Annotated in this window: 13 protein-coding genes; 1 reads left to right on the top strand and 12 read right to left on the bottom strand. The window is 37.9% G+C overall.

Annotated features, from left to right (window positions below; translation table 11 throughout):
* Positions 1 to 258: 258 nt before the first annotated feature.
* The 9 genes from ispE to metG all read right to left on the bottom strand — a co-directional run bounded on the left by ispE (position 259) and on the right by metG (position 10,069).
* A complete protein-coding gene (gene ispE / locus RZN25_11900; GenBank protein ID MEQ6377520.1) occupies positions 259 to 1,110 on the bottom strand; it encodes a 4-(cytidine 5'-diphospho)-2-C-methyl-D-erythritol kinase in 852 nt (283 codons plus the stop codon).
* 609 nt (positions 1,111 to 1,719) lie between these two features.
* Entirely contained in the window at positions 1,720 to 1,905 is a 186-nt protein-coding gene (locus RZN25_11895; protein ID MEQ6377519.1) for a small, acid-soluble spore protein, alpha/beta type, read from the bottom strand.
* 670 nt (positions 1,906 to 2,575) lie between these two features.
* Positions 2,576 to 2,842 (bottom strand): Veg family protein, encoded by a 267-nt coding sequence (locus RZN25_11890; GenBank protein MEQ6377518.1) that lies wholly within the window; start codon positions 2,840 to 2,842, stop codon positions 2,576 to 2,578.
* Positions 2,843 to 3,376: 534 nt separating this feature from the next.
* A complete protein-coding gene (gene yabG, locus RZN25_11885; GenBank protein MEQ6377517.1) occupies positions 3,377 to 4,249 on the bottom strand; it encodes a sporulation peptidase YabG in 873 nt (290 codons plus the stop codon).
* 65 nt (positions 4,250 to 4,314) lie between these two features.
* A complete protein-coding gene (gene rsmA / locus RZN25_11880) occupies positions 4,315 to 5,202 on the bottom strand; it encodes a 16S rRNA (adenine(1518)-N(6)/adenine(1519)-N(6))-dimethyltransferase RsmA (GenBank protein MEQ6377516.1) in 888 nt (295 codons plus the stop codon).
* Positions 5,195 to 5,767 carry a ribonuclease M5 gene (gene rnmV, locus RZN25_11875; protein MEQ6377515.1) on the bottom strand — a complete coding sequence of 191 codons (573 nt, stop codon included), beginning with the start codon at positions 5,765 to 5,767 and terminating at the stop codon, positions 5,195 to 5,197. Before rnmV ends, rsmA begins: the two co-directional genes overlap by 8 nt.
* A gap of 67 nt (positions 5,768 to 5,834) precedes the next feature.
* Positions 5,835 to 7,031 carry a ubiquitin-like domain-containing protein gene (locus RZN25_11870; GenBank protein MEQ6377514.1) on the bottom strand — a complete coding sequence of 399 codons (1,197 nt, stop codon included), beginning with the start codon at positions 7,029 to 7,031 and terminating at the stop codon, positions 5,835 to 5,837.
* Between the two features lie 237 nt (positions 7,032 to 7,268).
* Positions 7,269 to 8,036, bottom strand: coding sequence for a TatD family hydrolase (locus RZN25_11865; protein ID MEQ6377513.1), 768 nt, complete (start codon positions 8,034 to 8,036; stop codon positions 7,269 to 7,271).
* A 59-nt stretch (positions 8,037 to 8,095) separates the two neighbouring features.
* Positions 8,096 to 10,069, bottom strand: coding sequence for a methionine--tRNA ligase (metG, locus tag RZN25_11860; protein ID MEQ6377512.1), 1,974 nt, complete (start codon positions 10,067 to 10,069; stop codon positions 8,096 to 8,098).
* A 394-nt stretch (positions 10,070 to 10,463) separates the two neighbouring features.
* Here metG and RZN25_11855 point away from each other — a divergent pair, with 394 nt between their 5' ends.
* Positions 10,464 to 10,742 carry an AbrB/MazE/SpoVT family DNA-binding domain-containing protein gene (locus RZN25_11855; protein ID MEQ6377511.1) on the top strand — a complete coding sequence of 93 codons (279 nt, stop codon included), beginning with the start codon at positions 10,464 to 10,466 and terminating at the stop codon, positions 10,740 to 10,742.
* Positions 10,743 to 10,785: 43 nt separating this feature from the next.
* On the opposite strand, the gene rsmI is transcribed toward RZN25_11855, so the two are convergent.
* Genes rsmI through RZN25_11840 form a run of 3 tightly spaced genes read right to left on the bottom strand, consistent with a single transcriptional unit; the run spans position 10,786 to position 12,653 of the window.
* Complete coding sequence (gene rsmI / locus RZN25_11850) at positions 10,786 to 11,658, bottom strand: 16S rRNA (cytidine(1402)-2'-O)-methyltransferase (GenBank protein MEQ6377510.1); 873 nt, start codon at positions 11,656 to 11,658, stop codon at positions 10,786 to 10,788.
* Complete coding sequence (locus RZN25_11845) at positions 11,627 to 11,920, bottom strand: GIY-YIG nuclease family protein (protein ID MEQ6377509.1); 294 nt, start codon at positions 11,918 to 11,920, stop codon at positions 11,627 to 11,629. Before RZN25_11845 ends, rsmI begins: the two co-directional genes overlap by 32 nt.
* On the bottom strand, positions 11,910 to 12,653 hold the full coding sequence (locus tag RZN25_11840; protein ID MEQ6377508.1) for a tRNA1(Val) (adenine(37)-N6)-methyltransferase: 744 nt from the start codon (positions 12,651 to 12,653) through the stop codon (positions 11,910 to 11,912). The genes RZN25_11845 and RZN25_11840 overlap by 11 nt, the downstream gene beginning before the upstream one ends.
* Positions 12,654 to 12,928 lie beyond the last annotated feature (275 nt).

Raw genomic sequence — 12,928 nt, 5'->3', positions numbered from 1 at the left:
TTTTTCAATAAAGTGAAACTTAAATCTATCAGCGGCCGTCCCCACTGATTATTAGCACCCAAGGGTATGAACTAAAGGCCCTTGAACCAATCGGACATTTACGGGCAACCAGCCATGAAAAAAGCTTCACCAACAAGGATGAAAATTCAATGTTTTATTTTCATGAGAGTTCATCCCCTACCTACTCTTTTCGTTTCACTTAAGACTTGAGGTGAGGGTACGACTGCCCGTTCATGCGGGATAGAGGTCCATAAAGAGTTATCCTAATAACCGAACAACAAAAACTTCCTCACAAAATCCCCGAAGGCTATTGTATAATCGTTCTACCCTAGATTCATATTGTGAAAGAGCAAAAACGGTTGGCCCGCTTCCGCTCATTAGGACTGCTTCTGCTCCACCAATGACCATATGTTTTTTAATTAACGCAACTTCTGGGTGAAGTTTTAGTGTAACCGATTCCAATACATTACCTACATGATCACAGATTCTTTCGAAGTTACCAGTTCTTATCCCTTGAACAATTTGATCTATTTCAGGATGTTTAATATCTTTCACTTTTAATTGTTGATATACAGTTTGAGTTGATACACCTAAATTAGGTTTAGCCAAAACAACCCAGCAGCTTGGTGGCGTGGGAAGATGTTCAATCAATTCACCACGTCCTCTAGCAATAGCCGTCCCGCCATAAACACAAAAAGAAACATCTGAGCCTATTTCTGCTCCAATAGCAGCAAGCTCATCTAAAGAAAGATTAAGCTGCCACAAACGGTTGAGGGCACGCAGTGTTGCAGCAGCATCACTACTACCCCCAGCTAGCCCTGCTGCTACCGGGATTTGTTTATCAATCTTTATTTCTACTCCAGAATGGATGTTAAATCTTTTCTTAAGTACTTCTGCTACTTGATAAGCTAAGTTTTTTTCATCATTGGGGACAAATCGATGCTGAGAAACAATTTTTGTTTTATTTTGTGATAAAGGTGTACATTCAATCCGATCAGCCAAGTCTACCGTTGTCATAACCATTTCGACTTCATGGTATCCATCATCTCGTTTATATTTAACATCTAACCCTAGATTTATTTTAGCTGGAGCCTTCTCCATTACTTTCATCTTGTCACCTGCTTTTATTTCCTATCGTTCGTTATTGTATCATAATTGAGAAACGAATCAATATCTATTCGAAAGGGGAAGTGCCCTTGAACATGGATGAAAGAAGGTAGACCAAACGAGCGAGATAAAGTGAAACTTCAATCAGTGGCCATCCCCCGCAGATTAGCTCTAAGTAGCTTTCCTTACTCGGGGCGAAGATTACTCGATGATGCTTTTTCGCTGGAGCTGACAAATTTTATACTTTTGTATGAAAAAAGACCCTGTAAAACTTTTGTATACGTGATCTAGTCACAATAGATGGTACTTCTATAGCGTCACAACCCGTTTCTTATGCAGAGTATCCTTTTTTAGGAGCTACCAATGTTTATTTCGACCTGGCTATATTGTTATTAAAGGTATTCCCAAAGATGAACAAGATTTATACTCCTTGTTTGATTAGGAATCTATTTTCATGGTAGATAGTGGCTCTGTGAAGCGAGGCATAATGATTACTTTTCTTATTAGAAAACTTGGCATTCGCCAAGCCTTTGTGGCGAATGCCTTAGTTGCACTTATGCAGATAGGAAAGTTTTATACTTTCCTATCTGCATTAAAAAAGGGGGCAGCCCCTTATCGGTTCTGCCCACCATTAGCAAGTTGTTCTTCGGCAATTTGAATGGCTCTCTTAACCATGTTTCCGGCGTCACGGGCTTTAATTCCGCCCCAACCTTCTTTCTGTACCGTGTCGTAAAAACCAAGTTCTTTTGCTATTTCCTCTTTAAGCTGTGGAGACATAACACCTCTACGTCTGCTCATTCGAAAACAGCTCCTCTCTATTCATAAGGTTTACGACATTCCTATTATTTGTAGTTCCCTAAAACATACTCGAGGAAGGTTTTAACATACATTAGAAAAGCGCAAGCGCCCTTGATCATCGACGTAAGGCGGTGAGGCCCACAGGATGTGGGTCACGTAGGCGTTGCCACACGATGTGGCGGTTTTAGCCTACGATCCTCCGAGATAAAGGAAACACGGTTCACGAGGGCTCGCATCCTGCGAGTCAGTTCGGTGTTGCGACAAATGTTTTCGGTGGGCCGAGTAATCGGATGTCGCGTTTTTAACCGAACCTCCTTCATCGATGTTGACTTATCGATGGAGAGGAGGGAACCGTCTCTAGTCGATAGGGCGCTGGAGCTAGACAAATTTTATCTTTCAAAAAAGCCCCATTCCTAGCTTTTTTTAGTCTAATAAAGTGAAACTTCAATCAGTGGCCGTCCCCCAACGATTGTTAGCACCTAAGGGTATGACCTAAAGGCCCTTGAACCAATCAGTCATTTTCGGACAATTTATCCCACCTACCTTTTTGTTTCGCTTAACAATTGAGATGGGTATTACTTCCATGAAAATTTCATCCTTGTTGGTAAAGCTTGCTTCATCATTGACTGCTCGTTCATGAAGGATAAAACAAAAAAGCAGTAAACAAAGTTTACTGCTCTCCAACCACCATTCTGTTTAATTCTTCGATGAAATTAAGTTCTACTGTCTCCGTTAATACATCTGCATAACTATAAGACACTCTTTCAAACGAATTTTCATTCTGATCCAATTCTACAATAAAGACGGAAGGATACGTTTCTGCTAAGACACCACTACGTTGGATGGTTTTTCGTCTTCCTCCATTTGCCTTTAGGGTTAATCGCTTGCCAATTTGTCCGTCAAGAGCTTGTTTGATTTCCACTAACGTTTTCGCCAATGTGCTCCACCTCACTATAAATACTATACCACAACAGCCCGTAACCGTCAAATAAAACATAATATTATAACAGTCGAATTTCCCAACTGTCAACGAAATAAACATATTTTTTTTGCTCGTTGTTATTCTTTCATAAAACTGTGAAAAATATGTAAAAATTTTATTAGACTTTGTATTGTATTCCCCAAAAACTGCGGATATATGGACATATTTCGACATTTTTTGATGTACTATCCACCGACTAAAGTTATAATTTCCTATAAAGTGAAACTTCAATCAGTGGCCGCCCCCCACTAATTGTTAGCACCCAAGGATATAACCTATGGCCCTTGAACCAATCGGACATTTATGAGAAGTTTAGCCCCCCGCTATTCTTTTCGTTTCACTTGAGATTTGAGGGGGTATTACTTCATGAAAATAAAACATTAAGTTTTTCATTCTTGTTGGTGAAGCTTGCTTCATGGTTGACTGCCCGTTCATGCAGAATAAAAATAAGGCTTATCATCAAACCTAATGGTGATAAGCCTCATCTTATTATAAATCCATTTCTTCTCTATTATATGGCATTCCCGTACGTAGTAATCCCCTTGTTTCTACCCCTCCAAGACCTTTCTCGCCAGTTAAAGTGTTTCGAAGTACATCCCACACCCTTACTTTTTCCATAAACGGCGTATAGCTAATTTTTGCAGCTATATATACAGGATCAAGGGCATGTATATTAACTCTTGAAGGAGAGCTTGCAAAGTTGGCACCTGCACGGATAAGTGATTCGAAATGAGATTGGCAGGCCCCTGCAAAGATAATAAGTTGATCCAAATGAGGTACTTTTTTGCGAGCTTCTCTTACTGTTTCTACAAAATACTTGGAATGACGATAAGCACGCAAATCCGATTTTTGGCCTTTATTCTTTGAGTAAGAATCGTGCCCAGTAATAACTACGATATCTGGATTTATTTTATCGATTAAAGCGCCAATTTGATGAGGCATTTCTTTTTCGGACACATGCACCCCATGAATTTGAATGCCTAATCTTTGATATAATTGAATACATTTTTTTAAATATATGGCATCTCCATCTATATGAAGAACTTTAGAAGGAAGTTGAAAATAGGAATGTGAGGTAGAACTACTCTCCATTACTTCATGCTCTCTTTTAGCATGCATCATTTGATAATCCTGACGGAAAAGACGAAAGGAAACATCCTCCTTTTCCTGGGTCTCCCGCTTCCATTTCTCCCTACGTTCTTCATCCACTCGATGAATATCTTCTATTGGTGCATCAGCTTCCAACCTCACAAATTCACCATATAATAAGACCTTCCCTTCATCTCCTATTTCCTGAACTCGAAATAAAAGATCATGTTTGTAGGAATTTCGTGTCACCAAATCTCCTTTTTGGAAATCCATCTTGATCCTCCTCCACAGCACCATCTAAATTAGCCTATGAAAAGGAAACCAAGACGTTCCATATTTTAATTATTTTGTTCTAAGGTCTCCTTAAGGGTGTTAGTGACATTTGCGAATTCCTTCATCGTAAGAGATTCTCCTCTTCTTGTTGGATCTACCTGGGCTTTCTTTAAAATCTCTTGAATCTTATCCTTTTCTAACTTTCCTTTGAAATGATTGGATAAATTATTATTTAAAGTTTTTCTTCTTTGAGCAAAACTAGCCTTAACTAGTTCAAAAAAGAGCTCTTCATCAGCAACCTCCACTGGTGGTTGCTTTCTTAAAGTTAAATGCAAAATCGAAGAATCCACATTCGGCGGCGGAACAAAAACAGTTTTAGGAACAGTCATAACGACCTTAGCCTCTGTATAATACTGCACAGCAATCGAAAGGGAGCCATAAGCTTTTGTGTTGGGCTTAGCGGCCATACGCTCAGCAACTTCCTTCTGAATCATAACAGTGATTGAACTTACAGGGAGCTTGTCCATTAACAACTTCATCAAGATAGGAGTAGTAATGTAGTAAGGTAAATTAGCAACAATCTTTAAGTCTTTACATTCAGATAAATAAGTATTTATTTCTTTTTGCACATCAGCTTTTAAAATATCCTGATGAATGATTTGCACAGGATAATCTTTTAGAGAATCCTCGAGAATGGGAAGCAAGCGTTGATCTATTTCAAATGCAAGGACCTTTTTTGCCTTTTTAGCAAGATGCTCGGTTAATGCTCCGATTCCAGGTCCAATCTCAATGACACCACTGTTCGAATGGACCCCTGCTTTGTCTACTATATTCTCTAAGATGTTTGAATCTACAATAAAATTTTGCCCAAGACTTTTCTTAAATGAAAAACCGTGTTTTTGTAGGACTTCTTTCGTTTTAGAAGGAGTCCCTATTGCTCTTTCACTATCCATCCCTTTGTTCCTCCTGATAAATGGTCTCCATAGCTTCTTCAAATTCTTGACGAGAGATTTGGAACATATTCAGACGCTTGATTAACTGTTTTCCATTCACAAAACCAATATGAAGAATGTTCCCTAGCCTTTTCCTTCTATCTTTAGCCTGATCAAATCCAATTAAACCAAAATCAATTAAGTCCATTTTTGTAAATTCTTCATTAATGGGATGATCAATGCGTTCATACACCGTTTCTAGTGCTTCTCGAATCGCTTCATCGGAAGCATGTTCAATTCCTAAACCTTTTTTACTAATCGCTTTTTCTCTTGGTAAAAAAGCATGTTTACAACCCTTTACTTGCTGATCAATCATACTCCGAATTCTTTGTCCGGGATAATCAGGGTCTGTAAAAATGATGACTCCTCTTTTTTGTTGTGCATGACGTATTTGACTTATTGTTTCTTCGTTGATAGCAGAACCGTTCGTTTCTATCGTATCCGCACCAACAGCTCGCTTGACTGCTGTTGTATCATCTTTTCCTTCAACAACGATGATTTCTTTGATCACTTTCAAATCCTCCAAAATAAACCCTTAGTTTTTTTATAGTGTACACCAAAAAGGAAAAAAGCAGAGGATAAATCCTCCGCTTTTACTTATAAACCTTAACTTTTACACGTCGTATTCCATAATCAAAATTATACACTGAGGAATGATAAAATAAGTCAATCCGATTACCTTTAATGTCTCTACCGGTATCTCCAGCTATAGCATTGCCATATCCTTCTACCCAAACTTTTGAACCTAAAGGTATAACATCCGGATCAACTGCAACAACTTTTGCATCTGGCTTATTACGCAAATCAATTTCTGTAGAAGTAATTCCACTACATCCATTACACTTTTCCGTATAAGCTGTGGCAACCATCGACAATTCCATTGAAAACTCACTGTCACTACGGGAAACAGTAATAAATGGTTCCTTTGTTCCCACTGCAACAATTTGTGTTTTGCTTTCTTTTTTAATTTCTTCCTCAACTAGTGTTCGTTCGACTTCCACACCATTTTCAAGGGTTACTTCATAAGTTTTAGTAACTAATCCTTTTTCACCTTGTTGAATAACCTTTTCTTTACCTCTAGTCAAGGAACTATCTTTTTGTTTTTCTACTACATAGTCTATCGGCTCTTCAACTACATCTGTTACCTTTTCAACTCTTGTAATTTTTACGGTTGCATCTTCCTTAAGAGTTGAATCTAGCTCTGGCGAGATACGGTCAAATTCGCTAAGTTTTACTTTTTCCTGCTCAAGCAATGCACTCACTGTGTCAGATGTCGTCCATACTTTTTGCTCGTTTTCCCCATCTTGAATGGTAACCTGTATCGCAGGGGTAATTTGAACATTTAGCCCTTTCTCAATAGCTGCCTTTCTGCCTGGAGTCACACGATCTTGATCCGTTATATGGATTCCAGCTTTTCTTAGAAATTCCTCAACTGTATTAGCGGTTGTATAGTATTGGTCGGATTTATCTTCGATTGTTACAGTCACTTCTTTAGCTTTCTTGTAATTAACTTCCATGCCATCTGAAATCAACGTATCCTTTTCAGGGGATACTTCGTCATAAGTTCCTAATTCAATATCTAGTTTGTTTAACAAATCCTCAACTGTATTTGCATGTGTGTAAACAATTGATTCCTTGTCGTCTACTGTGATTGTGATTTCTGCTTTGGTTGCTTCATATGTAATGATCCCAAACAAGGCAAAAAATACTATAGAACTTAACAAGATTAGAATCGTTTTGGGCTTTCTTAAGATGCCTTTGGCTGACTCTAAATTTGTTAAAATTTTCATAAAGTCTTGCCTCCTTTGTACGCAGTGTATTATATAGACTTATAGATTGCCTGTCAACACCCAACGCATTTACATAAGAAAAGGCTATATCTAATATCTTATGTTTTTAATATACAAAAAAGAAGCTAGAAAAAAACTAGCTTCTTTCATTATGCCCATTTTCATATAAAAAATATACATAGAAATGATGACACTTTTATGCATACGTTGTCATATTTCTATTGCATCCGAAAAAAATCACTTGATTTTAAAAACATTTTGTGCATTTTTTGTCGTAATTTTAGATACTTCTTCGTAGGTAATTCCTTTTAATTCTGCTATTTTTTCAGCTATTAATTTTACATAACTAGGTTCATTTCTTTTTCCTCGATAAGGATGAGGAGTCAAAAACGGACAATCTGTCTCAATAAGTAGCTTTTCTAATGGAATTGCTTCTGCTACTTCCTTTGGCTTCTTTGCATTTTTGAAGGTTACTGGACCACCTAAGGAAATCATAAAATTCATGTCGACACATTCCTCTGCTACCTCCACCGAGCCGCTAAAGCAGTGCATGATTCCCCCAACTTCTGAAGCATCTTCCTCTTTCAATATATCAACAATATCTTGAGTAGCTTCCCGGTTATGAATAACAATTGGAAGCTTCACTTTTTTTGCTAGTTGAATTTGTTTACGAAAAACATCTTTCTGTATGTCCTTTGGAGACTTATCCCAATGATAGTCCAGACCCATCTCTCCTAGTGCGACAACTTTAGGATGACTTGACAGCTCTTCTAACCAAAGGAGATCTTCTTCTTCCATATCAATAGCATCAACTGGATGCCAGCCAACAGCAGCATATATAAAATTATAGGCTTCAGCAAGTTCAATAGCTGCTGGAATTGTCTCCCTATCGAAACCAACAACTATCATATTTTCTACTCCTGCAGCTCTTGCTCTTTGTATCACTTCTTCATAATCATCAGCAAATTGAGCTACGTTCAGATGCACATGGGTATCAAACAACATGATTAACACTCCTCTTTATATTAGAAGGAAAAGCACCCCAAAGGGATGCTCTTCCATTCTTACTTTACTTTTGATCCATTTGGAAGGGAGGAATCGACAGTAGCTAATGATAAACCACCGTCTTCATCACTACCCGCTAAAATCATTCCTTGTGAAAGCTCGCCTCTTAATTTCACAGGTTTTAAATTCATCACACAAATAACCTTTTTTCCAATTAAATCTTCAGGACTATAATGCTTAGCAATTCCTGAGACTACCTGCCTTTTTTCAAAACCTAAATCCAATTGAATTTTAAGAAGCTTATCTGCCTTCTTAACTCTTTCTGCTTGAATGACCTCCGCTACTCTTAAATCAACTTTCATAAAGTCATCAATAGTAATTTCTGACTGTTCCTCTTCCACCTGAACCTCTTCTTTAGGTGGTGCAGGTGGCGCCATCATATCTTTAATGGCTTTGATTTCCTCTTCTTGATCTAGTCGAGGGAAAATCGGGTCATCCTTTTGAACTTTGGTACCCTCTTTAATTAGTCCAAATTCCTCTAAACTTTCCCAACTTTGGAGATCTTTTGTCTCACCAATTCCAAGCTGATTAAAAATTTGTTGAGGCGTAGTCGTCAAAAATGGTTGTAACATAATTCCCATTTGACGTAGTGATTCAGCAAGATGAGCCAAAACATTACCAAGACGACCTTTTTTTTCCTCATCTTTTGCTAATACCCATGGTTGAGTTTCATCGATATACTTGTTCGTTCTGCTTACAAATTGCCATAAAGAAGAGAGGGCAACTGAAAACTCCATATCTTCCATAGCATTCTCTACTCGTCTCTTCGTGTCAGTCGCTAATTTTTCAAGCTGAATGTCGAAATCTGTCTCACCCTGTTTAAAAGCTGGGATTTCGCCATCAAAGTAGCGCTCAATCATGGCAACTGCACGATTTAACAAATTTCCTAAATCGTTAGCTAGATCATAGTTGGTTCTTTCGACAAAGCCCTCTGGAGTAAAAACGCCATCTGAGCCAAATGGGACTTCACGTAGAAGGTAATAACGAAGTGCATCTAATCCATAACGGTCGATTAACGAGACAGGATCCACGACATTCCCTTTGGATTTTGACATTTTGCCATCCTTCATTAATAACCAACCGTGAGCAAATACTTTTTTTGGTAACGGCAAATCTAAGGCCATTAGCATAATTGGCCAATAAATTGTATGGAAACGAACGATTTCTTTTCCAACCAGATGAACATCTGCAGGCCAATAATTTTGATAACGCTCATCTTGATCGGTTCCATACCCTAAAGCTGTTATATAGTTACTTAGGGCATCCATCCAAACATAGATGACATGTTTTGGGTTCCCAGGTACCTTTATTCCCCAATCAAATGTGGTTCTAGAGACAGCTAAATCTTCTAATCCCGGCTTAATAAAATTATTAATCATTTCATTTTTGCGGGACTCCGGCTGGATAAAGGTTGGGTTTTCTTCGTAATAAGCAAGGAGACGATCGACGTATTTGCTCATTTTAAAAAAGTAAGATTCCTCCTTTACCTTTTCTACCGGGCGCCCACAGTCTGGACAGTTTCCTTCAGATAGCTGACGATCTGTAAAAAAGGACTCACAAGGAGTACAATACCAACCTTCATATTGATCTAAATAAATATCACCTTTTTCCATTAACCTCGCAAAAATTTTCTCTACCGCTTCTTTATGACGATCTTCTGTCGTACGTATAAAGTCATCATAAGAGATATCAAGTTTTTTCCAGAGATCTTTTATCCCTGAAACGATGTCATCTACATATTGTTGGGGAGTAACCCCTTTTTCTTCAGCCTTTCGTTGAATCTTTTGCCCATGCTCATCTGTTCCAGTTAAGTACATAACGTCATAGCCTCGTAGACGTTTATATCGAGCCATGGCATCTCCTGCAACTGTTGTATAGGCATGGCCAATATGCAAATTGCCACTTGGATAATAAATAGGGGTAGTTAAGTAAAAGGTTTTTTTGTCCTCTGCCATTGTATGTTCCTCCTTCATCACAACCAATATTCTGTAAGGTATCCTTTAATATAACTTCTATTGTATCTTTTAGCACACAGGATTTCCAATTTAAATCAATCTAAAAGTGGAAATTTCACTCTACTTTCTTCTATAATTATAGAAAGATTGAAATATGTCAGTATATGTCGAAAATACCCATCAAATTTAAGGAATTGACTTCAACTGATTCATTACAAAAAAAGGTATTTCCCAACAAATGGTTGATGGTTTCCTGTTTTAGTATAAAAATTTCCACATTTTGATTCATTTCATATAAAAATGGAGAATAAAACAATTGACGTCTTTGGCAATCGTTGGTATTATAAACAAAAGAAGATAGAAATATGTCGAATAATGACGAAGATATATTTTGAGAGGAGATAAAAGTAAGATGAAATCTACAGGTATTGTTCGAAAGGTTGACGAGTTAGGGCGTGTAGTTATTCCAATCGAATTACGACGCACATTAGGAATCAATGAAAAAGATGCCCTTGAAATTTACGTGGATGATGATCGCATTATACTTAAAAAGTATAAGCCAAATATGACTTGTCAGGTGACTGGAGAAGTTTCTGATAATAACCTTACTTTAGCTAATGGTAAATTAATCCTTAGCGAAGAAGGAGCAGAAATCCTCATTAAAGAAATTCAAGAAAAACTAAATAAGTAAGAGTTAAGAAAACCCTTATCAGCTGATAAGGGTTTTTCATATACTAATTAATTTGGTGGTAAGCTTGATATACCTCGCGCTTCGGGAGATTTCTATCTTTAGCAACCATTTTTATAGCTTCCTTGCTCATTATGTCTTTTTCTTCCATATAATGTTCGACATGGTCTATCATTGATAAAGCAGACCACCATAAATCATTTTCTGCTTCCTCTTCCTTTGTAGATCCCTCTACTAATATACAAAATTCACCTTTTGGCTTTTCTTCTGCCCAAGCGATCTGCTCTGAAAGATTCCCTCTGGAAAACTCCTCAAAACGCTTTGTTAATTCCCTTGCAACAACTGCCTTTCTATCCCCCAGAACTTGCAACAAATCCTCCAATGCATCTTTCAAACGATGAGGGGATTCATAAAACAAGAGAGTGCAAGATAGAGATTTTAAATTGTGCAGTTCTTCCTGCCTTTCTTTTTTCTTCCTTGGCAAAAAACCAAAAAAATAAAAATGATCTGTTGGAAGACCTGAGGCAATCAGAGAAGTCGTTGCCGCATTGGCACCAGGTAATGGGATTACGGGGATTCCTTCTGAAATAGAGTCTCTTACAAGCTCATATCCTGGATCTGATATGCCCGGCATCCCCGCATCTGTAACGATGGCTACTTTCTTTTCCTTCCTTAACTCTTCTAATAACCATTCTCCCTTAGTTTGTTTGTTATGTTCATGATAACTGATTAACGGGGTAGATATTTCAAAATAATTGGTAAGCTTCTTCGTTTGCCGAGTATCTTCTGCCGCAATCCAATCCACATCTTTTAGTGTTTGGATGGCACGAATTGTTATATCCTCTAGGTTACCAATAGGAGTAGGAACTAAATAAAGTGACCCTTGCTTATGATGAAAACTTTTCTGTATCTGAACCATCCTTTTCTCCTTTCATCCCTACAATTAGTTCAATCTTTTGGGCTCTTGATAATTTTTTTATACGATATTCTTCTTGCATAGCCAATTCTTTTGTCGGAAATTGTTGAGTATATACTAACTTAAAAGGTCCCCTACCTCTTGTATATTTAGCCCCTTTGCCCGAAGCATGTACCTCTAGTCTGTTTTCAAGATCATTTGTGTAGCCCGTATAATAAGTATCATCCTTACATTGCAAAATATAAACAAAATGCTTAAAATCCATAAATAATTTCCTCCATTTCCTTTGTATAGGAATCATCCTCTCCGTATGTATACAAAGGGGGCATTAATTTCAAATCTGGATTTGCATCTCTAATCCCTTCCACAAGAAGAATATTAGCATCCTTTCCTGCCTTTGGGTAAACAAATTGAATCCTTTTTGGTTCTAGTCGATAGTTACGAAATAAAGTAAGCATGTCCACTAAACGACCTGGGCGATGAACAATGGATACCTTTCCTCCAGGCCTTACTAGAAGACTGCACGCCCGAACGACATCCTCTAACGTACAATATATCTCATGCCTCGCAATAGCTAAATGCTCATTTACATTTATTTGATCTTCAGTAGGTTTCGTGAAATAAGGAGGATTGCATGTTACTAAATCAAACTGACTATGCCCTAACTGTTTCGGCATGTCCTTCAAATCACCATGGATCATGTTAATTTGGTGTTGCAGTTTATTATACTCCACGCTACGAATAGCCATATCCATCAATCGTTCTTGAATCTCTACTCCTGTAATCTGTGCTTTTGACCGTTTCGATAAAAGTAAAGGAATCACTCCATTACCAGAGCATAAATCTAAAATTTTTCCTTTTTGAATAGGAACATAAGTAAATCGGCTAAGCAACACAGCATCTAATGAAAATGCAAAAACAGTTGGACTTTGAACTATTTTCATCGTTTCATCCGCTAATAAGTAATCTAGACGTTCATCATCTTTGAGAATGACCATTTTTGAACCTTCCTCTATGTTTTTTCTTATAACTATCATATCAAACAGGGGACTTATTTAGAATGATCCCCTCACATGTATAAGAAAAGCGCAAGCGCCCTTGATCATCGACGTAAGGCGGTGGACCTCATCGATATTAAGGATCGTCGGCTAAAACCGTCACATCGTGTGACAACGCCGACGTGACCTACAGCGTGTAGGCCCAAAGGAAACACGGTTCACGAGGGCTCGCCTCCTTCGAGTCAGTTCGGTGTTGCGACAAATGTTTTCGGTGG

Source organism: Bacillaceae bacterium S4-13-56 (genome assembly GCA_040191315.1).
Lineage (GTDB): Bacteria > Bacillota > Bacilli > Bacillales > JAWJLM01 > JAWJLM01.
The sequence above is the reverse complement of the archived record's forward strand: the minus strand, read 5'-3'. Positions and strand labels throughout refer to the sequence as shown.